The sequence below is a fragment of the Acidovorax sp. GW101-11A03 genome, from assembly GCF_059424825.1.
The window spans coordinates 1-24,681 of record NZ_JBWKZU010000001.1; the positions used below are offsets into that span (position 1 = coordinate 1).

Annotated in this window: 19 protein-coding genes; 9 read left to right on the forward strand and 10 right to left on the reverse strand. The window is 66.2% G+C overall.

Going from position 1 to position 24,681, the window contains the following annotated elements:
* The 5 genes from AC07Z7_RS00005 to AC07Z7_RS00025 form a co-directional block, all read right to left on the reverse strand.
* The coding region (locus tag AC07Z7_RS00005) for a PAS domain S-box protein (protein ID WP_494764884.1) at positions 1-3,600 on the reverse strand (3,600 nt) is incomplete at its 3' end.
* Positions 3,601-3,687: 87 nt separating this feature from the next.
* Positions 3,688-5,247 carry a polyamine aminopropyltransferase gene (locus AC07Z7_RS00010; protein ID WP_494764885.1) on the reverse strand — a complete coding sequence of 520 codons (1,560 nt, stop codon included), beginning with the start codon at positions 5,245-5,247 and terminating at the stop codon, positions 3,688-3,690.
* A gap of 66 nt (positions 5,248-5,313) precedes the next feature.
* Positions 5,314-5,532 carry a DUF350 domain-containing protein gene (locus tag AC07Z7_RS00015; RefSeq protein WP_199865996.1) on the reverse strand — a complete coding sequence of 73 codons (219 nt, stop codon included), beginning with the start codon at positions 5,530-5,532 and terminating at the stop codon, positions 5,314-5,316.
* A 73-nt stretch (positions 5,533-5,605) separates the two neighbouring features.
* Positions 5,606-7,120 carry a DUF4178 domain-containing protein gene (locus AC07Z7_RS00020; RefSeq protein ID WP_494764886.1) on the reverse strand — a complete coding sequence of 505 codons (1,515 nt, stop codon included), beginning with the start codon at positions 7,118-7,120 and terminating at the stop codon, positions 5,606-5,608.
* A 127-nt stretch (positions 7,121-7,247) separates the two neighbouring features.
* Positions 7,248-8,291 (reverse strand): SPFH domain-containing protein, encoded by a 1,044-nt coding sequence (locus tag AC07Z7_RS00025; RefSeq protein WP_094289764.1) that lies wholly within the window; start codon positions 8,289-8,291, stop codon positions 7,248-7,250.
* Between the two features lie 274 nt (positions 8,292-8,565).
* On the opposite strand from AC07Z7_RS00025, the gene AC07Z7_RS00030 reads away from it, so the two are divergent.
* Positions 8,566-8,838, forward strand: a complete 273-nt coding sequence (locus AC07Z7_RS00030) for a DUF2061 domain-containing protein (protein WP_494764887.1) — start codon at positions 8,566-8,568, stop codon at positions 8,836-8,838.
* Positions 8,839-9,048: 210 nt separating this feature from the next.
* Here AC07Z7_RS00030 and AC07Z7_RS00035 read toward each other — a convergent pair whose 3' ends face one another.
* Positions 9,049-9,354 carry a flagellar basal body rod protein FlgC gene (locus tag AC07Z7_RS00035; protein ID WP_494764888.1) on the reverse strand — a complete coding sequence of 102 codons (306 nt, stop codon included), beginning with the start codon at positions 9,352-9,354 and terminating at the stop codon, positions 9,049-9,051.
* 91 nt (positions 9,355-9,445) lie between these two features.
* Positions 9,446-10,396, reverse strand: a complete 951-nt coding sequence (locus tag AC07Z7_RS00040; RefSeq protein WP_494764889.1) for a LysR family transcriptional regulator — start codon at positions 10,394-10,396, stop codon at positions 9,446-9,448.
* 400 nt (positions 10,397-10,796) lie between these two features.
* Between AC07Z7_RS00040 and aptA the strand changes: the two genes are divergently transcribed.
* From aptA to AC07Z7_RS00075, 7 genes are all read left to right on the forward strand, one after another.
* Positions 10,797-12,158: an omega-aminotransferase AptA gene (aptA, locus tag AC07Z7_RS00045; RefSeq protein WP_252657964.1), complete on the forward strand. Its 1,362-nt coding sequence runs from the start codon at positions 10,797-10,799 to the stop codon at positions 12,156-12,158.
* A 20-nt stretch (positions 12,159-12,178) separates the two neighbouring features.
* A complete protein-coding gene (locus AC07Z7_RS00050) occupies positions 12,179-12,814 on the forward strand; it encodes a DJ-1/PfpI family protein (RefSeq protein ID WP_494764890.1) in 636 nt (211 codons plus the stop codon).
* 70 nt (positions 12,815-12,884) lie between these two features.
* Positions 12,885-14,402 (forward strand): CoA-acylating methylmalonate-semialdehyde dehydrogenase, encoded by a 1,518-nt coding sequence (locus tag AC07Z7_RS00055; protein ID WP_494764891.1) that lies wholly within the window; start codon positions 12,885-12,887, stop codon positions 14,400-14,402.
* Between the two features lie 409 nt (positions 14,403-14,811).
* A complete protein-coding gene (locus tag AC07Z7_RS00060; RefSeq protein WP_494764892.1) occupies positions 14,812-17,157 on the forward strand; it encodes an NADP-dependent malic enzyme in 2,346 nt (781 codons plus the stop codon).
* 154 nt (positions 17,158-17,311) lie between these two features.
* Positions 17,312-17,719 carry a guanyl-specific ribonuclease gene (locus AC07Z7_RS00065; RefSeq protein WP_094289779.1) on the forward strand — a complete coding sequence of 136 codons (408 nt, stop codon included), beginning with the start codon at positions 17,312-17,314 and terminating at the stop codon, positions 17,717-17,719.
* A gap of 140 nt (positions 17,720-17,859) precedes the next feature.
* Positions 17,860-18,285 carry a barstar family protein gene (locus AC07Z7_RS00070; protein WP_063461487.1) on the forward strand — a complete coding sequence of 142 codons (426 nt, stop codon included), beginning with the start codon at positions 17,860-17,862 and terminating at the stop codon, positions 18,283-18,285.
* Positions 18,264-18,473 carry a hypothetical protein gene (locus tag AC07Z7_RS00075; RefSeq protein ID WP_094289781.1) on the forward strand — a complete coding sequence of 70 codons (210 nt, stop codon included), beginning with the start codon at positions 18,264-18,266 and terminating at the stop codon, positions 18,471-18,473. Before AC07Z7_RS00070 ends, AC07Z7_RS00075 begins: the two co-directional genes overlap by 22 nt.
* Before the next feature lie 235 nt (positions 18,474-18,708).
* Here AC07Z7_RS00075 and rsmA read toward each other — a convergent pair whose 3' ends face one another.
* The 3 genes from rsmA to AC07Z7_RS00090 all read right to left on the reverse strand — a co-directional run bounded on the left by rsmA (position 18,709) and on the right by AC07Z7_RS00090 (position 23,394).
* Positions 18,709-19,488, reverse strand: coding sequence for a 16S rRNA (adenine(1518)-N(6)/adenine(1519)-N(6))-dimethyltransferase RsmA (gene rsmA, locus AC07Z7_RS00080; protein ID WP_094289783.1), 780 nt, complete (start codon positions 19,486-19,488; stop codon positions 18,709-18,711).
* Positions 19,489-19,556: 68 nt separating this feature from the next.
* On the reverse strand, positions 19,557-20,975 hold the full coding sequence (locus tag AC07Z7_RS00085; RefSeq protein WP_494764893.1) for a peptidylprolyl isomerase: 1,419 nt from the start codon (positions 20,973-20,975) through the stop codon (positions 19,557-19,559).
* A 4-nt stretch (positions 20,976-20,979) separates the two neighbouring features.
* On the reverse strand, positions 20,980-23,394 hold the full coding sequence (locus AC07Z7_RS00090) for an LPS-assembly protein LptD (protein ID WP_494764894.1): 2,415 nt from the start codon (positions 23,392-23,394) through the stop codon (positions 20,980-20,982).
* Between the two features lie 119 nt (positions 23,395-23,513).
* On the opposite strand from AC07Z7_RS00090, the gene AC07Z7_RS00095 reads away from it, so the two are divergent.
* Positions 23,514-24,656, forward strand: coding sequence for an aminoglycoside phosphotransferase family protein (locus tag AC07Z7_RS00095; RefSeq protein WP_494764895.1), 1,143 nt, complete (start codon positions 23,514-23,516; stop codon positions 24,654-24,656).
* Positions 24,657-24,681: the final 25 nt, after the last annotated feature.

A 24,681-nucleotide genomic window follows, 5' to 3' on the forward strand; every position in this document is an offset into this window, starting at 1 on the left:
GTGTCTCAGAGCCAGGGCACGCGGCGCGGGCGCCAGCGGCGCGTGCTGGCCCACACCGGGGGCCGGGGCGGCGGCGGCGTCCAGCTCCTGCGCCAGGGCCTGCTGCACGGCTTGCAGGGCGGCGGGCAGCGCGGCCACCAGAGAGCCCAGGGCGGTGCGGTCCAGCGCATGGGCCGCTTCTTCGATGCGCTGGGCCAGCGTCTGCACGGGCGCCAGCGCCAGGTTGCCCGCCGCGCCGCGCAGGCGATGGGCCAGGGCGCGGGCGCCGTCCATGTCGTGCTGGGCCACCAAAGCCTGCAGCGCGGCGGGTGCGGTGTCGTATTCGCCCACAAACCGCGCAATCGCGTCGCGCAGCAGCGCGCGCTGGCCCCACAGGCGGGTGCCGCGCTCCCAGTCGATGGCGGTGTGCGCATGCGCCGTGGGCACCGGCACGGGGGCCAGGCTGGCCAGCGAGGACGCGGCCGTCAGCGCGCCCCAGCCCGATGTGGCGGGCTCGGGCTGCAGCTTGAGCACGCGGGCGATCTCGCGGAACAGGCGGGCGGGCTCCAGGGGTTTGCTGGCAAAACCGTCCATGCCCGCAGCGCGCGCGTTGCGCCGGTCCTGCTCCAGCACGCTGGCCGACAGCGCGATCACAGGCACGGGTTTGCGGCGCTGTTCCTGCTCAAACGCGCGCATGCGGCGCGTGGCCTCCAGGCCGTCCAAACCGGGCATCTGCAGGTCCATCAGCACCAGGTCAAAGCGGCCTGACTGGAAGGCCGCCACGGCCTCTTCACCGTCGCGGGCGATGGTGGTCTGGTGGCGGCCCTTGTCCAGGTGGATCTGCAGCAGCTCGATGTTGGCGGGCACGTCGTCCACCGCCAGGATGCGCAGCGGCGGCAGCTTCACGGCATGGCCGGGGGTGGCCACGGCCTCGGTGGCCTGGCCCAGGGGCAGCGGCAGGCACACGGTGAAGGTGGTACCCACGCCCAGGGTGCTGCGCACGCTGATGCTGCCGCCCATCAGCTCGACCAGCTGGCGCGAGATGGTGGTGCCCAGGCCCGTGCCGCCAAACTGCCGGGTAGTGGACGCATCGGCCTGCGCGAAGGGGTCGAAGATGCGGTCCAGGTGCTGGGCAGCGATGCCGATGCCGGTGTCTTCCACCTCCATCACCAAGGTGCCGTCCCGGTAATCCAGGCGCAGCAGCACATGGCCGCGCTGGGTGAACTTGAGCGCATTGCCCAGCAGGTTAAGCAGCACCTGCTGCAGCCGCAGCGCGTCGCCGCGCAGGTAGGGCGGCACCTGTTCGGTGGTGATGCATTGCAGCTCCAGCCGCTTCTTGGCGGCGTGGATGCGCAGCGAGGCCAGGATCTGGTCGCACACCTCGGGCAGGGAGAAGTCGGCGATCTCCAGCTCGACCGCACCTTTTTCGAGCTTGGCCGTGTCCAGGATGTCGTTGAGCAGGCGCAGCATGGAGCGCGCCGAGTGCTGCACGGTGCCCAGGTGGCGGCGCTGCTGCGCGTCCATGGGGGTGTCGAGCAGGGCCTCGGTGAAACCGATGATGGCGTTCATGGGCGTGCGGATCTCGTGGCTCATATTGGCCAGGAAGGTGCTGCGCGCCGCAGCGGCCTGCTCGGCGCGGTCCTTGGCGGCGCGCAGCTCCTGCTCCATCGCGCGGCGCTGGCTCAGGTCGGTGGCAAATTTGACGACCTTGAACGGCCGGCCCTGCGCGTCGAAGATGGGGTTGTAGGTGGCCTGGATCCAGATGCGCCGCCCGCCCTTGCCCAGGCGCTGATATTCGCCGCCTTCCAGCTTGCCATCGCGCAGTTGTTGCCAGAACGCGGCGTAGGCATCGCTCTGCGCATAGGCGGGCTCGCAGAACATGCGGTGGTGCTGGCCCACGATTTCGTCGAGCCGGTAGTCCATCAGCTCGCGGAAGTTGGCGTTGGCGGTGATCACATGGCCCTGCAGGTCGAACTCGGCCACAGCCAGTGCGCGGTCGATGGCGCGCACGGTGCTCTCGAACTCGGCGTTGCGTTCCTTGAAGACCGTCATGTCCATGATGACGCCGTCGATCCACTGCACCTCACCGTCCGGGCCCACCACGGGGCGCCCGCTTTCGGACACCCAGCGCATGCGGCCCTGGCGGTCCACCAGGCCAAACTCCACATGGTAGGGGCGGCGCAGCGCAATGGCGGCCGAGACCTCGTTCCACAGGCGCGGCACCTCGTCGGGCACCGTGAGCTGCGTGAAGTTGATGCGGCCTTCCAAAAAGTCCTGCGGCGTCCAGCCCGTGAGCGCCGTCACGGCGTCGCTGACGAACAGCATGGTCCAGTCCGCGTCATGGCGGCAGCGAAAGCTCACGCCCGGGATGTTGCCCATCAGCGAACGCAGGCGCTGCTCGCTGTCGCGCAGCTCCTGCTCCATCGCGCGGTGCTGGCTCAGGTCGCCGATGAAACCCACAAACACCGGGTCGCCATCGAGCTGCACACGCCCCACCGAAATGCGGATGGGCACCGTGCTGCCGTCGCGCCGCAGGGCCAGCACCTCGCGGCTGCTGCCCCCCACCACCCCGCTGCCCTGCCCGGCCAGGTAGCGCTGCAGGTAGCCGTCGTGCCGCGAACGGTCGGGCTCGGGCATGAGCATGGACAGGTTCTGCCCCAGCACCTCGGCGGCAGACCAGCCCAGGATGCGCTCGGCCGCTGCGTTGAACGACTGCACCACACCCCGGGCGTCGATCATCACGATGCCATCCACCGTGGTTTCGGCAATCGCGCGCAGCCGCGACTCGCTCTGGCGCACCTTCATGAACATCTGCCGGTAGCGCAGGCCAGCGTTGATGGCCACCACCAGCAGGCCGATGGCCACGGCCACCACCGCCACGGCCACGGCGAGCGAGGTGCTTTCGGCGGCAGCCAGCAGCTCCAGTTCGTCGGGTGCATCGGTGAACCTGAGCGCCGCCATGCCCGTGTAGTGCATGCCCGCAATCGCCAGGCCCATCACCGCCCCGGCCGCGCCATTCAGGTACAAGGCACGCCACTGCACCACACGCTCCAGCCCGAAGCGCACCCACAGCGCCACAATGGCCAGCAGCACCGCCACCAGCACCGAGGCCACAAACCCCCAGGGGTCGTAGCGCATCACGCTGGCCCACTGCGATGCCGCCATGCCGATGTAGTGCATGGCGCCAATGCCCGCGCCCACCAGCACACCGCCCACCACCAGGGCCATGCGGCCCACCGTGCGGCGCATCAACAGCCCCAGCGCGATCCACGACGCCAGCACGCTGGGCAGCATGGACACCACCGTGGTCACAGCATCGAACTGCCCGCGCGCGCACACGGCAAACGCCAGCATGCCGATGAAGTGCATGGCCCAGATGCCGCCGCCCAGCGCCAGCGCGCCCGAGCCCCGGGCCATCTGGCGCATGAAGCCGGTGTCTGCCCGCCGGGCCAGGGCCGCCATCTGCAGCGCCAGCACCGAGGCCAGCACCGCCATCAGCACCGACAGCGCCACCAGCCACGGGTCGTGCTGCGCCCACAGCAAGGGGTAGGCCGGCGCGTTGGAGAGAAGAAAGGAGTCCAGCATGAAGTTCGCCCATGGCAACCCGGTGGTTGCCATCATTTGTATCCCATTGTCACGCCCCGGCGCCTTCGGGACTCCCCGCCCCACCGGGCCGCCGGGCGGCAGAGATCAGGGGGCGCCAACGCGTCAGTGGGCCACCACCTTGCCCCATTCGCGCTCGTAGGTGTGCACCAGGGCCTGGTTGGACAGGCGGTTCACCTCGGCGGGCACCCGCGCCATGTCCAGCGGGAAGTCGAACAGCAGCGGCAGCGACGGCCGGCTCAGAAACCGCAGGCCGTCCGGCAGGGCCTCGGGCATGCGCCAGGGCCGGCGGCTGGCCACCACATAGCCCCATTCGCCAAAGCTGGGCACATGGGCGTGGTACGGCGCGGTTTGCAGGCCCACGGATTCCATGGTCTGCACCACCGTCCAGAAGCTCTGGCGCGCCACCAGCGGCGAGGTGGTCTGCACCACGGCATAGCCGCTGGCCGCCAGGCGCTTGTCCAGCAGCGCATAGAAGCTGTTGGTGTAGAGCTTGCCGATCGAGAAGTTGGTGGGGTCCGGAAAGTCCACCACGATCACATCAAAAGTGTCCGCACCTTGCTGCAGCCAGCCAAAGGCGTCGGTGTTGACGATCTTCACCTTGGGGTTTTGCAGCGCGTGGTCGTTCAGGCGCGCAAGCGCGGGGTTCTGGCTGAAGATCTGCGTCATGGCCGGGTCCAGCTCGACCAGGGTGACGGATTCCACCGAGGGGTACTTGAGCACTTCGCGCACGGCCATGCCGTCGCCACCGCCCAGCACGGCCACCCGCTTGGGCGCCCCGTGGGCCGCCATGGCGGGGTGCACCAGGGCCTCGTGGTAGCGGTACTCGTCGCTCTGCGAAAACTGCAGGTTGCCGTTGAGGTAGAGCCGATGCCCCGCGCGCCCCTGGGTCACCACGATGCGCTGGTAGGGCGATGCGGAGGTGAACACGATGCGGTCCTGGTAGAACTTGTCCTCGGCAAAACTCGTGATGTGCTCGGCCCCCGCCAGCGCGGCCAGCAGAATGCCCAGCACCATCACGCAGGCCGCCAGGTGGGCCTTGAGCCGCCGCAGCTCGTGCCGGAACAGCCACACCGCCCACAGCGCCACCGCCGCGTTCATCACGCCAAACAACAGCCCCGTGCGGATGAGCCCCAGGTGCGGCACCAGCAGCAGCGGAAACGCCATCGACACCGCCAGCGCCCCCAGGTAGTCAAACGTGAGCACCTGCGAGACCAGGTCCTTGAGCGCCACGTTGCGCTTGAGGATGCGCATGACCAGCGGAATCTCCAGCCCCACCAGCGTGCCCACCATGAGCACCATGCCGTACAGCAGAAACCGGAAGGCCCCTGGCGTGTAGGCATTGGCCAGAAACAGCGTGGCAGGCAACAGCCCACCGACCAGCGCGACCAGCAGCTCAATGCGCAAAAAATGCGCAGGCAGCTGCCGCTCAAAGTACCGCGACAGCCACGAGCCCACGCCCATGGCAAACAGGTAGGTGCCGATGATGGTGCTGAACTGCAGCACCGAATCGCCCAGCACATACGACGCGAGCGCACCCGCCGCCAGCTCGTACAGCAGCCCGCAGGCGGCCACGACGAAGACGCTGATGAGCAGGGCGATTTCGATGGGGCGGGGGCCGGTCGGGGCGGCCAGGGCCTCGGGCGGGGAGGCGGACGGGGTCAAATCAGGTTCCAAGGCGGTCACCAGCGCGCGCCAGAGGCAGGCGCTGCATCAGGCTGATGGCAGGGGTCAGTGAATCGCCGCCGCCACGATGATGCTGATGCCCAGGCACATCGCGGCCACCACCAGGGCCAGGGCCTGGTTCTGCTTTTCGACAATTTCGCGCCACAGGTCGTAGGGCGTGATCTTGTCCACGATGACAAAACACAGCCAGAAGATGATGACGCCAATGATGGCGTAGAGGATGGACCCGAGAAATGCTGCGGGTTTGAGCCATTCGAATCCCATCATGGTGTGATCTCCTTGAAACGTGGTGTCAGTGACAGTGGCTGGTGAACGGTGGACAAGCAGATACGCCGCACTACTTGTGGCTGCCGCCCGACGAATATCCGCCATACGAGCCCCCCGAGCTGCGGTAGCTGGAGGACGAGGAACAGTTTTCGACCCGGGGATCGCAGCTGGAGCAGCGGCTCAGCAAGATGAGCAGGATCAGGATCACGACCGCGAGCAGGATGATGGTGCCGCAGCCCAGGCCCGACTTGGCTACAAAAGGCCCCGGGTCATCGCGCTGCAGCACGTCCTTCTTGTCTTCGAGCTTGAAGGCCTTGGCTACGGTGTCGCTGGAAATTTTGTCGCCCGCAGACCAGGTGATCTCGTTCGGGCTCTGCTCCATCGACAGCAGCCCCTTGCTGCTGGCGAAGTCGCGGTTGGTGGTCTTCTGCCCGCGCGTGACCTGCCAGTAGAACTCGCCCAGCACGTAGGTGGTCTCGGCCTCGTAGGTGTACTTGAGGTCGTACTTGGTGCCCATGTACGTGGCCGAGCGGCCCGTGGCCGCCATCTGCGGCGCGCCGGTGGTGGGGCGCACCATGCTCCAGCCTTCTTCGGAATCGACCAGGAACGCAAAACCGCGCTTCTGGTTGTACAGCAGATACTCGCTCCAGCCAAAGTGTTCGTCGTCGCCGGGCTCCACGCCCATGCGGTGCTGAAAGCCCACCACCTGCCAGTGCACGCCCTGAAGCTGCCCCTTGCTGCCCAGCGGGATGAGGGGCTGCACGGGCTCGTCCTGCTCGGCCGAGCGCAGTTCGCCACCCACGCCGCTGTCCAGGCTGATGATGCTGGCGCATGAGCCGCAGGTGATGCTTTTGGTGCCCGCCAGCTTCACCTCCACCGGCGCACCGCAGTGCGGGCAGTTGAACTGGCGGCCTTTTTCGTCCTTGGCCGATTCGTCCTTGAGGCCCTGCAGCTGCAGGTCTTCGAGCAGCACGGCGCGGCCGCGCTCCACATTAGGCGGGGTGTGGCCGTAGTCGATGCTGACCACTTCGCCGTCGCTGCTCCGCAGCTCCACCATGCCAAAGGGCTGGCCCAGCGGCGGCAGTTTGGGCAACTCGCCCTGGGCCGAGATCAGCTGCGCCTGGCCGGTGTAGGCCACGCTGTAGGGCTTGCCGTTGATGGCCGTGGTGGTGCCGATGCGAAAGCGCTCGGGCGCAGGCATCTCGCGGCCGGGGTCGATGGGCCGGGTGAAGACGTAGGCGCCGTTGTCCTCGCCCAGCGTGGCCAGGGTGCCGTCGTTCAGGAAGGCGGCCCATTCGGTCCACACGCCCGCGTCGCCCTTGTACTGCAGGCGGCCGATGAGGGTGAAGGGCACATCCTTGCCATCGAGCTGGATGCGCCCGCTGGCCATGAGCTGCAGCGGGCTGTGGTCGTCGAACAGCTCGGCCATCTTGCCCAGGCGCGTGAGCACCTCGCCACTGCGCACGACCGTGCTCTGGCAGTAGCCACACACGGCGTGCGTGGACTGCGCGCTCTTGAACTCCACCGGCGCGCCGCAGCCGGGGCAGGGCGCGCGGTAGTAGCGCTGGGTGGGGTCGGTGGCCATCGTCTGGAGTGTTCTGCCTGCGCCGCATCACGCGGCTTTGGAGCTTTTTAGGCCCCTTGCGCGCGTCCCTCCTGCGAAGACAGCTATATTTATGATAGCAATTGAGTCAAAAGGTGTGGCACACCTTCTAGACCAGCTTCTTGAGCAGCTCGGCCTTCTTGGTGTCGAACTCTTCCTGCGTAAGGATGCCCTTGGACTTGAGGTCGCCCAGCTTTTCGAGCGTGGCCATCACTTCTTCGGGCTTCACGCCCACCGGAGCAGCAGCAGTCTGCGCTGCTGCCGGGGCCACGGGGGCCTGCAGGCCTTGCTGCAGGTTCTGCGCCAGCACCTGGCCCAGCGCCACGCCCGCACCCAGGCCCATGGCGTCGCCCGCAATGCCGCCACCGCCACCGCTGGCTTCGGCAAACTTGGGGATGGCCTGCGCCGTCTGGTACTGCATGAACTTGGCCATGTCATTGCCAACCATGCCCATGCCGATTTTCTGGTCGAGGATCTTCTGCAGCTCTTCGGGCAGCGAGACGTTCTGCACCGTGAGGGACTCGATCAGGATGCCCAGCTTGGCAAAGATCGGCGCGAGCTCCTTGGTCAGCGCATCGGCAAACATGACCTGGTTGGCCGCCAGGTCCAGGAACGGCAGGCCGCTGCCCGCAATGGCGTTGCTGATGTTCTGCAACACCAGGCCACGCAGCTGGCCTTCGAGGTCGGCCACGGGGTAGGACTCGCGCGTGCCCGATATCTCGGTGTGGAACAGCTTGGGGTCGGCGATGCGGAAGGCGTAGTTGCCGAACGCGCGCAGGCGCACGGCGCCAAAGTCCTTGTCGCGGATCGTGATGGGCTGGGGCGTGCCCCATTTCTGGTCGATCTGCTGGCGCGTGCTGAAGAAGTACACATCGCTCTTGAAGGGGGACTCAAAGAGCTTGTCCCAGTTCTTGAGGTACGTGAGCACCGGCAGCGTCTGCGTGGTGAGCTTGTAGGTGCCGGGGCCAAACACGTCGGCCACCTGGCCTTCGTTCACGAAGATGGCCATCTGCGACTCGCGCACCACCAGCGTGCCGCCGTTCTGGATTTCCATGCCCGCCATGGGGAAGCGCCAGGCCAGCGTGCCGTCCCCCTCTTCGGTCCACTGAATGATGTCAATGAACTGTTTCTTGATGAAGTCCATGAGGGCCATGTGTGCTCCCAAAGCAAAAGAGGGGTTGAAAAGAGCGGCCATCATAGCAACGGGGGCGAGGGCCTGATCGCACTATTTTTGCCCCTTTGTGTGAACCAGTTCACACGCACCAGCCCTGTGTTTGCGATAGGCGCTGCGGGGCACTCGATCACTGCAGCTTGATAGCGACTATCTCCGCCTTAGCAATGATCAATTGGCTTTTGCTATTGCGAATCACTACCATTTCTCCATCGCTGCACATCCCCCTGCAGCCTGTCGAAAAAAGGAGTCCGCCATGTCCCACATCCGCCGCGCCGCACGCCACAACAAGACCATGCTGATGAAGACCGGCAGCTACTACCTGATTCACATCGGCGTGGCAGCGATGGTGGCCTATGCCGTCACGGGCAACCTGTGGGCCTCGCTCACGCTGAGCCTGCTGGAGCCCACGGTGCAGGCCGTGGCCTTCTTCTTCCACGAAAAGGCCTGGGACCGGGTGGCGCGGCGCGATGCCAGCGGTGGCAATACCCCAACCGCCGCCAGCCCGGCCACGATGCAGGCCGCTTGATTGAACCCTCACCCGAAGGAGCCCACCATGTACAGCATCCCTCTGCGCAGCCGCACCAGCACGGGGCTGGCCTTCCAGCGCTGGCTGGTGCACCGGCTGGCTAGTTTGGCATCGGCCGGTTGACCCGCCGAACGCCCGCCAAGGCCAGAAGCAACAATGCCCCGACCAGCAGGGCATTGCATGGGGACCAGGACGAAGGCTTGCTGCGAATCAGGCCTTCACATCCAGCAGCGAACCCATCATCTCGTCCTGCGTCTTGATGGTCTGCAGGTTGGCCTTGAAGGCGTAGGTGGCCGATATCTGCTCCACCGCCTCTTTCTCCAGCGCCACGCCCTCGGCCTCTTGCTGGCGCTGCACCGTGGCGCGCACACCGGCGCTGTCGGCGGCCTCTTCCTGCGCCACCACCTGGCGGCGGTAGTTGGGCGTGTTCATGTTGGCCACGTTGTTGGCCGAAGCGTCCAGCCGCAACTGGGCGGCCTGCAGGCCTGAACTGCCAATCGAAGAAATGGTTGCCATGGTTATGCCCCGCAAAAAAGCGCCAAACGCTAATGAGACCAGCAAAACCCGAATTGTCCGCCTGCACCGCTGCGCAGGCAAGCCGGAGCGATCAACCATGCGCCTGCAGCAGGCATTGCGCAAACGCCTGCGCCGCACGCGGCGGCTGGGGCGACTTGCGCAGCACGCTCACAAACTGGCAGCGGTAATGGAACTGCGCGGGCGACACCGCCTGCATGAGCCCCTGGCGCTCGAAACCCTCAGCATAGTGGTCGGGCAAAAAACCCAGGTAGCGGCCCGACAGGATCAGCGTGGCGATCGACTCCTGATCGAACCCCGTGGCCTTGCGCGGCAGGCGGGTGCTGTGGCTCAGCTCCATGTTGGGGGAGTGGTAGCCCAGGCCCGCAAACTGGTAGGCGCGCAGTGATTCCCAGGTGAGCGTGGCGTGGTCCCCGCCAAACAGCGGGTGGCGCGCGCCGCAGTACAGCAGCATGGTTTCGGCGAACAGGTCGGCATAGACCAGGCTTTGCGACGTGCGGTGCGCCGGGATGATGCCCACATGGAAGCTGCCGTCGATGAGCCCGCGCTCGATGGCCGGGATGGACGCCACGTGCATCTGCAGGCTCACCTCGGGCGCCTGCTGGGCGAAGAGCGCAATCGCATCACCGATGTGCGCGGCCGGGTTGCTGGCCGTCTTGTCGAACACGGCCACCTCCAGCCGCCCGCCCATGCGGCGGTGGATGTCGTCAATGCTGCTGCGGAAGCCGTCCACGGCGGACAGCAGGCGCAGGGTTTCGTCGTACACGCGCTGGCCCTCGGCCGTGAGCGCAAACCCGGCCCGGCCCCGGCGGCACAGCGTGAGGCCCAGGCGGGTTTCCAGGTCCTTCATGTGGCGGCTCACGGTGCTGGTGCCGATGTTCAGCTCCAGCTCGGCGGCCGACATGCCACCGCACTCCACCACCGCCTTGAACACCTGCAAAAGACGCAGGTCCATGTCGCTGAGCTGGCCCAGTACGGCGCGGTGTTTGGGGGAAGGGTGGGGCAGAGGTGTTTTTACTTGCATAAACCGTCAAGTAAACATTGATATTGGAGTATTGGAGAGATTAACAGGCAGCGCAACAATGCTTTAGAACCTGTTCAAAGTCTTTTCGGGGATCGCATTGGAGTGCAATCGGGATGAGTGGATGTTTCGGATGCGCCGCATGGGCTCGTGCCCATGCAAGCAGCCGGAGCATTCAATCGCCCGATTTCACTCCAACCCTTCGGGCAAGTGCCTTGCCGGGCGGTCTGCGGCGTTGCGGCGCTTGTGGATAGCGGGGCTATCCACTGCGCACCGCGCCTTGCATCCCATCCCGGCAAGGTACTTGTGCGCCCCCGAAAAGACTTTGAACAGGTTCTAACGTCAAGCCCCAGGCCGCTGGGGTTGTCTGCCTTTTTTCGCCGCCTTTGCACTGGAGAACCCCATGAGCTTCGTCAACATCGAAAAACCCGCCGCCGGTGCCGAAGGCCCCCGCATGGATGCCGAGTGGCTGGACGCGCACTGGATGCCCTACACCGGCAACCGCCAGTTCAAGGCCAACCCGCGCATGATCGTGGAGGGCAGCGGCGCCTACTACACCGACTCCGAAGGCCGCAAGATTTTTGACGGCCTCTCGGGCCTGTGGTGCGCGGGCCTGGGCCATGGCCGCCGCGAGATCGCCGAGGCCATCGGCAAGCAGGCGATGAAGCTCGATTACGCGCCCGCCTTCCAGTTTGGCCACCCGCTGTCGTTCGAGCTGGCCAACCGCGTCAAAGAGCTGACGCCCGCAGGGCTGGACTATGTGTTCTTCACCGGGTCGGGCTCCGAGTCGGCCGATACGTCCCTCAAGATGGCCCGCGCCTACTGGCGCGCCAAGGGCCAGGGCACCAAGACGCGCCTGATCGGCCGCGAAAAGGGCTACCACGGCGTGAACTTTGGCGGCATCTCGGTGGGCGGCATCGTGGCCAACCGCAAGCTGTTTGGCCAGGGCGTGGAGGCCGACCACCTGCCCCACACCCAGCCGCCCGCGGGCTCGTTCCACAAGGGCATGCCGCCCACGGGCAAGGAGCTGGCCGACCGGTTGCTGGAAGTGATTGCGCTGCACGACGCGTCGAACATCGCCGCCGTGATCGTCGAGCCCTTCTCGGGCTCGGCCGGTGTGGTGATACCGCCCGTGGGCTACCTGCAGCGCCTGCGCGAGATCTGCACACAAAATAACATTTTGCTGATTTTTGACGAAGTGATCAGCGGTTTTGGCCGCAGCGGCGCCTGGACGGGTGCCGAAGCTTTTGGCGTGACGCCCGACATCCTGAACTTTGCGAAGCAAGTCACCAACGGCGCGCAGCCGTTGGGCGGCGTGGTGGCCACCAAAGAGATCTACGACACGTTCATGGCCGCAGGCGGCCCTGAGTACATGCTGGAGTTTCCGCACGGCTACACCTACTCGGCCCACCCCGTGGCCTGCGCAGCGGGCATTGCGGCGCTCGACATCCTGCAAAAGGAAGACATGATCGGCCGCGTGAAGGCGCTGGCCCCGTACTTTGAGCAGGCGGTGCACAGCCTCAAGGGCGCCAAGCATGTGGCTGACATCCGCAACTTTGGCCTGGCCGCAGGCTTCACCATTGCAGCGCTGCCCGGCGAGCCTGCCAAGCGCCCCTACGAGATTGCGATGAACTGCTGGAAGAAGGGCTTCTACGTGCGCTACGGTGGCGACACCATCCAGCTGGCACCGCCTTTCATCAGTACCCAGGCCGAAATCGACCGACTGATCAGCGCCCTGGGCGACGCCCTGCAAGAAACGGCTTAAGGCACAAGCGCGACTGGCCCATGCGCATCTCCATCCTCACCTTCGACGCCTTCAACGACCTCGACTCACTCGTGGCGTTTGGCATGCTCAGCCGCATCCCGCTACTGGGCGACAAAGACTGGCAGGTGCGCATTGCGAGCCCCACGCCGCGCGTCACGTCCATGAACGGCCTCACCATCGACGCGCATGAAGACCTGAGCCGGTTGGCGGATGCCGACGCGGTGCTGGTGGGCAGCGGCATGAAGACGCGCGAGGTGGCCAACACCCCGGTGCTGATGGAGCAGCTGCGTGCGCTGAACCCTGAACGCCAGTTGCTGGCGGCGCAGTGCTCGGGCACTTTTTTGCTCAGCCGCCTGGGCCTGCTCAACGGCACGCCGGCCTGCACAGACCTGACCAGCAACCCGTGGGTGGTGGAGTCGGGTGTGGACGTGGTGCCGCGCGCCTTCACCGCCCGTGGCAACGTGGCCACGGCGGGCGGGTGCCTGGCGTCGCAGTACCTGGTGGCGTGGCTGATTGCGCGCCTGAAGGGGCTGGACGCCGCGCGTGAGGTGCTGCACTACTTTGCGCCCGTGGGCGAAAAGCAGGAGTTCATCGACCGCGCGCTGTCCCATGTGGTGCCCACGCTGGAATTCCAGGCGGCGGCGCAGGTCGCATAGTCACTCATTTTTTTATAGCTGTTTGCGCTTACTGGACGCGCGCAGCCGGCATTTTTTACTTGAAATCACCATGAACCATGACAAAAACGTCACCACCACCATCGGCCACCTGATCGAAGGCCAGATCGTTGCCGATGCTGATCGCACGCAGCCGGTGTTCAACCCCGCCACCGGCCAATCGACCACCAGCGTGGCGCTGGCCAGCAAGGCGACGGTGGAGGCCGCGATCGCCTCCGCCGAGGCCGCCTTCCCCGCCTGGCGCAACACGCCGCCCCTCAAGCGCGCGCGGGTAATGAGCAAGCTGAAAGTGCTGCTCGAAGAAAACGCCGACAAGATCGCCGCCCTGATCACCGCCGAACACGGCAAGGTGCTGGCCGATGCGCACGGCGAGCTGCAGCGCGGCATCGAGAACGTGGAATACGCGAGCTACGCGCCCGAGCTGCTCAAGGGCGAGCACAGCCGCAACGTGGGCCCCAGCATCGACAGTTGGAGCGAATTCCAGGCGCTGGGCGTCACGGCGGGCATCACCCCCTTCAACTTCCCCGCCATGGTGCCGCTGTGGATGTGGCCCATGGCCGTGGCCTGCGGAAATACCTTTGTGCTCAAGCCCTCGGAGCGCGACCCCTCCTCCACGCTGTTCATCGCCCAGCTGGCGCTGGAAGCGGGCCTGCCGCCCGGCGTGCTCAACGTGGTCAACGGCGACAAGCTGGCCGTCGATACGCTGCTGCAGGACCCGCGCGTCAAGGCCGTGAGCTTTGTGGGATCCACGCCGATTGCCGAGTACATCTACAGCGAAGGCTGCAAACACGGCAAGCGCGTGCAGGCCCTGGGCGGTGCCAAGAACCACGCGGTGCTCATGCCCGACGCCGATGTGGACAACGCCGTGAGCGCCCTAATGGGCGCGGCGTACGGATCGTGCGGCGAACGCTGCATGGCCATCCCGCTGCTGGTAGCGGTGGGCGACGCGGTGGGCGACGCCGTGATCGCGGGCCTGAAGACCGAAATCGCCAAGATGAAGGTCGGCCCCGGCACCGACAACAGCAATGACATGGGCCCGCTGGTCACCAAGCCCCACTTCGAGAAGGTGAAGGCCTATGTGGACAGCGGTGTGGCCGAAGGCGCCACGCTGGTGGTCGATGGCCGCAGCGTGAAGGTGGCGGGCCACGAGGAAGGCTACTTCCTGGGCGCCTGCCTGTTCGACAACGTCAAGCCCGGCATGAAGATCTACCAGGAAGAAATCTTCGGCCCCGTGCTCGGCGTGGTGCGCGTGAAGACGCTGCAAGAAGCCATGCAGCTCATCAACGACCACGAATACGGCAACGGCACCTGCATCTTCACCCGCGACGGCGAAGCCGCCCGCTACTTCACCGACCACATCCAGGTTGGCATGGTGGGCGTGAACGTGCCCCTGCCGGTGCCCGTGGCTTACCACTCGTTTGGCGGCTGGAAGCGCAGCCTTTTCGGCGACCTGCACGCCTACGGCCCGGACGCCGTGCGCTTCTATACCAAGCGCAAGACCATCACGCAGCGCTGGCCGTCGGCCGGCGTGCGCGAGGGGGCGGTGTTCAGCTTCCCGAGCAGCCGCTGAAGCACCCGTCGGCGTCTACGCTTCAACGACAAAGGCCCCATGCGGGGCCTTTTTTTGTTCCATGCCTCGCCAGAGCATTGGAAGTCAGGCCATCCCAATGACCACGGCCGGCGCGGCATGCACTCTTTTGACGCCAGAAGAGTCCATGAAGCGACCCGTTTCTGGCAAGCGCGGTGTTGCCCCTCAAAAAGCAAAACACTTCATAGCTTTTGTGCATGGATACGGGGGTCTCAAAACCCCGTCCGCACGACACAATGAATGGGCAAACAGCCCCTGCGTAAGCAGATTCGCTTACTAGGGTTTTTACGCACATCCCCCTACAATCGCAGACCCTTACAAAGCTGACAGCCTGCTGCAGACCCGCTGGAGTACGGTTTTGGCCCCTCACCCCCTGAGTTGGAGACACTGAATGCCCGAGAACACCACGGCCCAGAACAACAACAACGATTCCGACAAGCGTGCCCAGTTGCGCCGTGCCGCTCTTGAGTACCACGAGTTTCCCAAGCCAGGTAAGTTGGCGATTGCCGCGACCAAGCAGATGATCAACCAGCACGATCTCGCGCTGGCCTACTCGCCGGGCGTGGCCGCGCCCTGCGAAGAGATCGTCAAGGACCCTGCCAACGCCTTCCGCTACACCGCGCGCGGCAATCTTGTCGCCGTGATTTCCAACGGCACCGCCGTGCTGGGCCTGGGCGACATCGGCGCGCTGGCCTCCAAGCCGGTGATGGAAGGCAAGGCCGTCCTGTTCAAGAAGTTTGCGGGCGTCGATGTGTTCGACATCGAGATCGACGAGAAGGACCCTGCCAAGCTGGTGGAAGTGATTGCCGCCCTGGAGCCAACCTTTGGCGCCATCAACCTTGAAGACATCAAGGCCCCGGACTGCTTCTATGTGGAGCGCGAGCTGCGCAAGCGCATGAAGATCCCGGTCTTCCACGACGACCAGCACGGTACGGCCATCACCGTGGCAGCGGCCATCGTGAACGCGCTCAAGGTGGCCAACAAGAAGATTGAAGACGTGAAGCTGGTCACCAGCGGCGCGGGCGCTGCGGCCCTGGCCTGCCTGAACCTGCTGCTCAAGGTGGGCGTGCAGCGCGAGAACGTGTTCGTCACCGACCTGGCCGGTGTGGTCTATGAGGGCCGCGAAGAGCTGATGGACGACGACAAGCGCCAGTTCATGCAGAAGACCGACGCGCGCAAGCTGGCCGAGGTGATGGTCGGTGCCGACGTGTTCCTGGGCCTGTCGGCCGGCAACGTGCTCAAGCCCGAGATGGTGGCCACGATGGCCGAGCGCCCGGTGATCTTCGCGCTGGCCAACCCCAACCCCGAGATCACGCCCGAGCTGGCACACAGCGTGCGCAGCGACATCATCATGGCCACGGGCCGGTCGGACTATCCGAACCAGGTGAACAACGTGCTGTGCTTCCCGTACATCTTCCGGGGTGCACTGGACTGCGGCGCCACCACCATCACCGATGAGATGGAAATTGCCGCCGTGCACGCGATTGCCGAGCTGGCCCAGGCCGAGCAGAGCGAGGTGGTGGCAGCCGCCTACGTGGGCGAGAAGCTCACCTTCGGCCCCGAGTACCTGATCCCCAAGCCCTTTGACCCACGGCTGATGATGAAGATCGCCCCGGCAGTGGCCCAGGCGGCCATGGACAGCGGCGTGGCGCAGCGCCCCATCGCAGATATGGACGCCTACCGCGAGCGGCTGCAGACCTTTGTGTATGCCTCGGGCACCACGATGAAGCCCATCTTCGACGCGGCGCGCAATGCCGCGAAGAAGCGCGTGGCCTATGCCGAAGGTGAAGAAGAGCGCGTGCTGCGCGCCGCGCAGATCGTGGTGGACGAAAAGGTCGCCCGCCCGACGCTGATCGGCCGTCCCGCCATCATCGCCCAGCGCATCGAAAAGTTTGGCCTGCGCCTGAAGGAAGGCGTGGACTACGACGTGGTCAACACCGACTTCGACCACCGCTACAACGACTTCTGGCAGACCTACCACCGCATGACGGAGCGCAAGGGCATCACCCAGCAGGTCGCCAAGATCGAGATGCGCCGCCGCCTCACGCTGATCGGCGCGATGATGCTGCACAAGGGCGAGGTGGACGGCCTGATCTGCGGCACCTGGGGCACCACCGCCAACCACCTGCTCTACATCGATCAGGTCATCGGCAAGCATGCGGGCGGCGCCGACAGCACGGCGCAGGACGTGCCCGTGTACGCCTGCATGAACGGCCTCATGCTGCCCGGCCGCCAGGTGTTCCTGGTGGACACCCACGTCAACTACGACCCCACCCCCCAGGAGCTGGCCGAGATCACCGCCCTGGCCGCCGAAGAAATGATGCGTTTTGGCATCAAGCCCAAGGCCGCGCTGCTGTCGCACTCCAACTTTGGCACCAGCAACCACCCCAGCGCCGTGAAGATGCGCCAGACGCTGGAGCTGCTGCGCCAGCAGGCGCCCTGGCTGGAAGTGGACGGCGAAATGCACGGCGATGTGGCGCTGGACGGCAAGGCCCGCGCGGCCCTCATGCCCAGCAGTGAACTCACTGGCGATGCCAATCTGCTGGTGTTCCCCAATATTGATGCCGCCAACATTGCCTACAACCTGCTCAAGACCGCAGCCGGTGGCGGCATTGCGATCGGCCCCGTGCTGCTGGGTGCGGCCAAGCCCGTCCATATCCTGACACCCAGCGCCACCGTGCGCCGGATTGTCAATATGACCGCCTTGACGGTGGCCGACGCCAACGTTTCAAGATAAGCCACAAAGCGGTAGCAAGTGCTAACTTAAGGCGCTTGATCAACCCTTCAGCGTCTGCCCAATCTTTGTGCAGACGCTTGCTTTTTGGGGGCCGTTGAGCGACACTAGCGGCTCGAAATTTCGGGTTAACCCGTAGTTTCTGAAAGGTTCGTTGATGTTGAAGGCTGTAGCCACCCGGGCGCGCAAAGCAGGGTTTTTGTGTGTTTTGGGTGTTGCGTTCGTGTTGTCCCCGGCAATGGGGCACGCTCGAAACGCCCCGTCTACCGGCGGCGCCATCCCCCCCATCGCATTGGCCGAGTTGCCGCCCCAAGGGCGAGATACCTATGCGCTGATCCGTGAAGGAGGGCCCTTTCCGTATGACAAGGACGGAACAGTTTTCGGCAACCGCGAGCGGCTGTTGCCCGCCCACAAGCGGGGCTACTACCGTGAGTACACCGTCAGAACACCAGGATCGCGCAACCGGGGAGCCCGGCGCATCGTGTGTGGCGGCAAGCCCCGGGTTCCGGATGCCTGCTACTACACCAGCGATCACTACGCCAGTTTTCGCGAAATCGTCGAGTGACACCCGTTGCGCTGCACGCAGGCCAGAGATACGCTGGCAGCGGTCAGTGCGCCCCCTTGAATCCCCCACCCGCAGGCTGCATTCCGCAGCCCTGCGGAGAGCCAGAAGTTTGTGGACTTTCTAAAGAAAGAGTAGCGGAGATGCAGACGCCACTTCGTAAAGACCTGGAAACGCCACTGCGTGGCGTGCGCACCAACATCGTGCAGTCCATTCGCGCGTTCCGCGTGCAGGACCTGCAGGATGCGGCCACCTCCATGGGTCACCATTTCTTGTATGCCAACCTGGCCCACGCGCAGTCCAAGCAGGATGTGCTGGACCTGATTGCCGCCCAGTTCACCTTCCCGTCGCATTTCGGCAAGAACTTCGACGCGTTGTACGACTGCATGACGGACCCCTTGCACAAATCGGGCCCGCAGCCAGGATTCATCGTGGTGCTGGAGCAGATCCCCGCCACGGCCAAGTTCGACAAGGAAGCACGCGAGCAGCTGCTCGACATCTTCCGCGACGCGGCGGACTACTGGGGTGATCGCAAGATCCCCTTCCGGTGTTTCTATTCTTTTCTGTAGCCCGTTCTGCATCCACCAGCCAAGCAGAACGGGCGAACGAGGCTACCGGCGCCCAGGAAGTCAAGGGCATCGAGATCCACGCGGAATCCGCCGAGAAGATGCCGACCGACAAGCTCGTGGACGTCTCCCCCATGGCGCTGCGCATGAGCAGCCCTTTCAACGCGGGTTACTGGCTCAGCGCCGCATAACTCGGTACATCCCCCTGAGCGGCTGCGCCGCTTCCCCCTTCTCTCGGCTTCGCCGGGAAGGGGGACGACACCAGCGCGGCGGGGCGGCCCTTGCGCGGTGTCACTGGCCTGGGCTGCGCCAGTTGCTATGGGTTGTGGCGAAGTCAAGCGCTAGCTTGCTCACCGCAGACACACCGCGCATCAATAGTGAAAACACTGCTTTGCGCGCGTCCAGCAAGCATCAACAGCTATCAATTTAAGAGCAAACCTGCGCCAGTGCCACGTATTCGGCCACGGGCACTTCCTCGGCGCGGCGCTGGGTGTCGAAGTGGCCAGCGAACTGGCGGGCTTCCAGCCAGCGGCCCAGGGTGTGGCGCAGCAGCTTGCGGCGCTGGCTGAAGGCGACCTGCACCAGTTCTTCCAGCACGGGCACCGACAGTGGCGCGGGCTCGGCATGGGGCACCATGCGCACCACGGCGCTGTCCACGCGCGGGGGCGGGTCGAAGCTCTCGGGCGGCACAAACAGCACGTTTTCCATGGCATAGCGCCATTGCAGCATCACCGACAGGCGGCCATAGTCGCCCGTGGCGGGGCTGGCCACCATGCGGTCGATGACCTCCTTTTGCAGCATGAAGTGCTGGTCTTCGATGACCTGCACATGCGCGAGCAGGTGGAACAGGATGGGCGTGGAGATGTTGTAGGGCAGGTTGCCCACCACGCGCAGCCGCAGCCCGGGCTGACCGGCCTTCTCGCGCAGGGTCTGCGCGAGGGCCGTGAAATCCACCTTCAGCACGTCAGATTCGATCACGTCGAGCTGGCCATGCAGTCGCAGGCGCAGCGCCAGGTCGCGGTCCAGTTCGATGACGGTGAGGCGCCCCAGGCGCTCCACCAGGGGCTGGGTCAGAGCAGCCAGGCCGGGCCCGATTTCGACCATGGGCTGGCCCGGCAGCGGGGCGATGGCCGAAACGATGCCGTCGATGATGCCGTGGTCGGACAGGAAATGCTGCCCGAAGCGCTTGCGGGGGATGTGTTTCAACGCGGCCTTGCCTGTCTTGTCACGGAAGTGGGGGATGGGTCTGCTGCTACCAATGCTGCTGCAGGTGTTTACTGGGGTGGCTCGCGGTACTCGACATACGCGCGCCCGCGCAGCTCCTGCGCCCAGGTGGCGTAGGCCTCGTCGAGTTTCTTCTCGCGCACGACGCCACGCGCCATCTCACGCTGTTCGCGCTGGGTGAGCTTGGCCTCGCGCCGCTCCAGCAGCTGAACCAGGTGCACACCAAAACGCGACACCAGCGGCTCGCTGATGTCGCCGGGCTTGAGGGTGTCCAGGGCCTGTTCGAACTCGGGCACATATCGGCCCGGGCTGGCCCAGCCCAGGTCGCCGCCGTCCTTGGCGCTGCCGTCCTGCGAATGCTCGCGCGCCAGCGCCGCAAAGTCGGCCTGGCCCGCGAGCACGCGGCGGCGGTAGTCGGCCAGGCGGGCGGCGGCGGCGGTCTCGGACAGCTGGGGGCCGGTGCGCAGCAGGATGTGACGGGCGTGGCTCTGCACCACGGTCGCGGGCATGCCCGCCGTGACCCGCTCCACCACCTTGAGCACGTGGAAACCCGCCGGGGACCGCACGGGGCCCACGATGGAGCCCACGGGCAGGCCCAGTGTGGAGTTCACGAACAGCTCAGGGTAGCGATCGGCCGGGCGCAGGCCCAGCAGGCCACCCGCGCGCTGCCCCTCTGCGGCGTCTGAAAACTCCCGCGCCACGGCGGCGAAGTCTTCACCGGCCCGCACCTTGTCGGCCGCGCGCTGGGCTCTGGCCTGGCGCTCGGCCACCTGCACGGGGCTGGCGTTCTCGGGCACCAGCACCAGCACATGGCCCAGGTTGATTTCCATTGCGGCGGGGTCCGTGCCCTTCTGCTCGTCGCGCAGGTACTGGTCCACGTCCAGGTCGGTCACTTTCACCCGCGCTTCCACCTCGCGTTCGCGCAGGCGTTGCTGCAGCAGCTGGTTGCGCAGCTCTTCGCGGAAACGTTCGCGGCTCATGCCGTCGCGGCCCAGGCGCGCATACAGCTGTTCCACGGTCATGTCGTTCTGGCGGGCCACGCCCTGTTCGGCCTGGGCCACCGCCATATCGTCCACCTTGATGCCGGATTCACGCGCCTGCTGGAGCTGAACCTTCTCCAGGATGATGCGTTCCAGCACCTCGCGCGCGAGCAGGTCGCGCGGGGGCATGGCGCCGCCCTGCTTGGCCAGCTGGGCCTCGGCCCGGGCCAGGCGCGAGCGTACTTCGTAGTTGGTCACAGGCTCGGAATTGACCACCGCCACGATGAAGTCGGCCGAGCGGGCCGCCGTGCCCGCGCCAGACTCTGGCAGCGTGATCGACGGCGCCGCCGGTGGGCGTGCCGAGGGCGCGGACAGGCCACCCTTGCCGGACGGCGACGCCCCCGAAGGGCGCAGCCCCTGCGCCGCAGCGCCCTGCATGCTCATGGAGGCCAGGGTGGCGAGGGCCAGTGCAAAAACTCGGTGGTTCATGGCGTTAGTCGTAGTTGCTGAAACGGCTGGGCGTGGAGACCTGCTCGCGCAGGTTCTGGTAGCGCGGCACGTTGTTCTTGAAGGTTTCCAGTGGGCTGGAGCCCAGGCTGAGGCGGGAGAATCCCACAAATTCGATCTGGAACAGCAGGCGGGTGTTGGACGTGGTCACGCTGCTTTGCAGGCGCTCCAGCACCACGCGGCCGATCCAGCAGCAGCTGTCGTACTCGAAGCCCACCACGGTGTCCACGAGCTTACGGTCCTTGATGCTGTAGTTCAGGCGGCCCACGCTGTACCAGCGCCCGCCGCCCTGGCCCCGGCCTGCGCCCAGGTCCTGGCCCTTGTCGCCCCACAGGTCGTTCAGGGGCCATTGCCAGCCCACATCGACCTGCTCGCTGGTGCCACGCTGCAGGCGGTAGGCCGCGCTCACGGTGCGGTAGTTGCCGGGGCTGTAGCGCGCGCCGATGGTCGAGCGGATGGAGCGGCCCGTCTTGGGGTTGTACTGCACGGTGGAGTCAAAGCCCCACTGCGGTGTCCAGGTGATGCCCGCGCCCAGCAGCAGGTCGGACAGGCGTTCGCTCACGGGGGCCACGCCCGGCAAGGTGACCTTCTGGTCCGAAAAGCGCAGGCGCTGGGCCACGCCGAAGCGCACCGCCTCGGCGCCCGAGTTCGGGTCCAGCAGCCGCGTGGTCAGCCCCAGGGTGAGCAGGTTGTTGTCGGCCAGGCGGTCGTTGCCGCCAAAGGCGTTCTCCGTGAAGATGGTGGCGAAGTTGAAGTCATTGGCTGCCGTGTCGTACACCGGCAGGCGGCTCTGGTCGCGGTAGGGCGTGTAGGTGTAGAACGCCCGCGGCTCCAGCGTCTGCAAAAAGGCACGGCCAAAGTAGGCCGCGTCGCGCTCGAACACCAGGCCGCTGTCCAGGCTGAACGTGGGCAGCGTGCGGCTGGCCGAGCGGTCGCCGTTGGACAGGGGGGTGTCGAACTGGTACGTCGTGGCGTGCAGCTGCAGGCGCGGCGTGATGAAACCGCCGGGTGCAAGAAACGGTCGGCTGATCTGCGCCATTGCATAGCTGCGATCGGCATTGGGCTGGCCCGTGAGGGCGCGAGCAGCCTGGAAGCGCGTGGTATCCAACTCCACGGTCGCGTCGAAACCACCATCCAGCTGGGTCGGGACGTAGCGCCACTGCAGCTGGGGCATGCGGTCGTAAGGCGGCACGATGGGCGCGTTCACGTCCTGCAGCGTCTGCCATTTCAGGGTGCGGACACTGGCGCTCATGTCGTTGCGGGCCCAGGACAGCGTGGCGTCGCCGGGCAGCAGGCGCTGGCGCAACGGCTCGGAGGCGCGGCCAAAGTCGCGCCAGTAGTTGTCGTCGCTCACGCGGTTGATGTTCAGGTTCAGGCCCAGGCCACCGATGGCGGTGTCAAACGCGCCCTGGTGCTGGCCCGAGAAGCTCCAGCGCAAGCGGTCCCGCAGCCGGTCGGCCGGCATCACGTCCGCGCTGATCTGCCCGGAGTACGTGGGCTCCAGGTAGCGGAACTCGCCGCCCAGGTTGGCGCCGCGTTTGGTCATGAGCGCAGCGCGCAGCGTGGCGTCGCGGTTGGGGGCGATGTTCCAGTAGTAGGGCTGGATGTAGGCCACGCCGTCCCGGCTGTCGAGGCCGATGGTGGGCGGCAGCAGGCCCGACTTGCGCTTGTCCGACAGCGGGAAGGTGATGTAGGGGATGGGCAGCACCGAGATGCCCTTGAACTCCAGCACGGCGTTCTCGGCCGTGCCCACTTCTTCTTCGTTGTCCAGGCGCAGCGTGCCTGCGCGCAGCACCCAGTCGGGCTCCCAGCTGGCTTCGTTGCCGCGCTCGCAGGTGGTGTAGGTGGCGTTGTGCACCACGGCCCGGTAGCGGTCGATGAAATCCACGCGCGTGGCGTCGCCATGCGCCTGTGTGGCCAGGAACTGGTAGCGCGCGTCGCTGAAGAAGCCCTCGAACGCATCCACGCGCAGCTCCAGCGCCGTGCCCTCGTAGACATTGCCCGCGCGGTTGATGCGCACCTTGCCGTTGGCCTTGGCCAGGTCTTCAGGCACGTTGTAGTCCAGCCGGTCGGCGTGGATCACGGTGTCGCCCCGCCGCAGCTCGGCATTGCCCTCGATGAGCGCGTTCAGGTCGGTCTGGCCGCTGATGTGGTCGCCCTTCACAAACACGGGTAGCTGGGGGCGCACGGCGTCCGGAATCTTCTCCTGCAGCAGGGGCGAGGTGCGCAGCGCAGGCGGGGCATCCCAGGCGCTGGGGGCCGGGCCCTGGGCCAGGGCCGCCAGCGGCCAGCTGCAGCAGGCCAGTGCCACACCATAGGCCAGGGCACGCGGCACCGGGGCGCGCAGGCGCGCCGCCTGTGCCGTGGCAGGCCGGGGCCGGAGGGAAGGGGGGGTCTGCACGGTGGGGGGCTGGCAGCGTGGCACGTGGGGTGGTGGTTCGGGCGGTGGCAGAGGAAGAAGGCCCGCCCCAGGCTCTGCGGGGATGCGTGCCCAAAGCGGGTTTTAAAATCGGATTATCCATGAGCCACCCCTTCCCCCCATCACCCGCCGGTGCGCCCCTGGGCGCGGCCGCTGCCGCCGCCACATTGCCCCCCGTGACCTGGCCCGACGCCGCCCGCAAAGCGGCCTTCGACGCCTGGCTGGCGCCCCTGGCCGGCCCCCAGCAATTGCAGCCCGCCACGCTGCGCCTCGCCTCGGCCGATGCGAGCTTTCGCCGCTACCTGCGCATCGACACGGCCACGGGCGCCAGCCGCATCGTGATGGATGCCCCGCCCGAAAAGGAAAACTGCAAGCCTTTCGTGCAGGTGCAGGGCCTGATGGCCGCTGCCGGGCTGAACGTGCCGCAGATCCTGGCGTTTGACGAGCCCACCGGCTTCATGCTGCTGTCCGACCTGGGCCACCAGACCGTGATCGAGCGGCTGAACCCCGAAAAACCCCAGGACGCCTACACCTGGTACCAGCAGGCCACCGATGTACTGCTGCAGTGGCAAAAAGCCTCCACCCCCGGCGTGCTGCCCGTGTACGACGACGCGCTGCTGCGCCGCGAGCTGGCGCTGTTCCCCGACTGGTACCTCGCCAAGCACCGCGCCATCGCCCTGGACGACAAGCAGCAGGCCACCTTGAGCAGCGCCTTTGACACCATCGTGGCGCACAACCTGGCCGCACCCCAGGTCTATGTGCACCGCGACTTCATGACCCGCAACCTGATGGCGCCTGTGGAAGCTGGTGCACCGCTGGGCGTGCTCGACTTCCAGGACGCGGTCTACGGCCCCATCACCTACGACATCGCCAGCCTGCTGCGCGACGCGTTCATCAGCTGGGAAGAGGAATTCGTCATCGACATCACCGTGCGCTACTGGGAGAAGGCGCGCAAGGCCGGGCTGCTGGGCGCCAACAGCGCCAGCGGCTGGGGCGATGACTTTGGCGAGTTCTACCGTGCGGTGGAATGGATGGGCCTGCAGCGCCACCTCAAGGTCGCGGGCATCTTTGCGCGTCTGACGCTGCGCGACGGCAAGCCCAAGTACCTGGCCGACGCGCCCCGGTTCATGGCCTACATCCGCGCCACCGCCAACCGCTACCGCCAGCTGGGCCCGCTGCTGCAGATGCTCGACCAGATCGAGGGCACCGAACCCGTGGTGGGCTTTGCCTACGGCCGCATGTAGGCAGGCACCGCCGCCCAGACGCCAA

Excerpts from the sequence above, each read along its gene's own strand:
- AC07Z7_RS00040 (WP_494764889.1), bottom strand. The coding sequence starts at position 10,396 with ATGCAAGTAAAAACACCTCTGCCCCACCCTTCCCCCAAACACCGCGCC.
- AC07Z7_RS00065 (WP_094289779.1), top strand. The coding sequence starts at position 17,312 with ATGTTGAAGGCTGTAGCCACCCGGGCGCGCAAAGCAGGGTTTTTGTGT.
- AC07Z7_RS00015 (WP_199865996.1), bottom strand. The coding sequence starts at position 5,532 with ATGGGATTCGAATGGCTCAAACCCGCAGCATTTCTCGGGTCCATCCTC.
- AC07Z7_RS00020 (WP_494764886.1), bottom strand. The coding sequence starts at position 7,120 with ATGGCCACCGACCCCACCCAGCGCTACTACCGCGCGCCCTGCCCCGGC.
- AC07Z7_RS00050 (WP_494764890.1), top strand. The coding sequence starts at position 12,179 with ATGCGCATCTCCATCCTCACCTTCGACGCCTTCAACGACCTCGACTCA.
- AC07Z7_RS00060 (WP_494764892.1), top strand. The coding sequence starts at position 14,812 with ATGCCCGAGAACACCACGGCCCAGAACAACAACAACGATTCCGACAAG.
- AC07Z7_RS00025 (WP_094289764.1), bottom strand. The coding sequence starts at position 8,291 with ATGGCCCTCATGGACTTCATCAAGAAACAGTTCATTGACATCATTCAG.
- AC07Z7_RS00085 (WP_494764893.1), bottom strand. The coding sequence starts at position 20,975 with ATGAACCACCGAGTTTTTGCACTGGCCCTCGCCACCCTGGCCTCCATG.
- AC07Z7_RS00035 (WP_494764888.1), bottom strand. The coding sequence starts at position 9,354 with ATGGCAACCATTTCTTCGATTGGCAGTTCAGGCCTGCAGGCCGCCCAG.
- AC07Z7_RS00070 (WP_063461487.1), top strand. The coding sequence starts at position 17,860 with ATGCAGACGCCACTTCGTAAAGACCTGGAAACGCCACTGCGTGGCGTG.
- aptA (WP_252657964.1), top strand. The coding sequence starts at position 10,797 with ATGAGCTTCGTCAACATCGAAAAACCCGCCGCCGGTGCCGAAGGCCCC.
- AC07Z7_RS00095 (WP_494764895.1), top strand. The coding sequence starts at position 23,514 with ATGAGCCACCCCTTCCCCCCATCACCCGCCGGTGCGCCCCTGGGCGCG.
- AC07Z7_RS00030 (WP_494764887.1), top strand. The coding sequence starts at position 8,566 with ATGTCCCACATCCGCCGCGCCGCACGCCACAACAAGACCATGCTGATG.
- AC07Z7_RS00055 (WP_494764891.1), top strand. The coding sequence starts at position 12,885 with ATGAACCATGACAAAAACGTCACCACCACCATCGGCCACCTGATCGAA.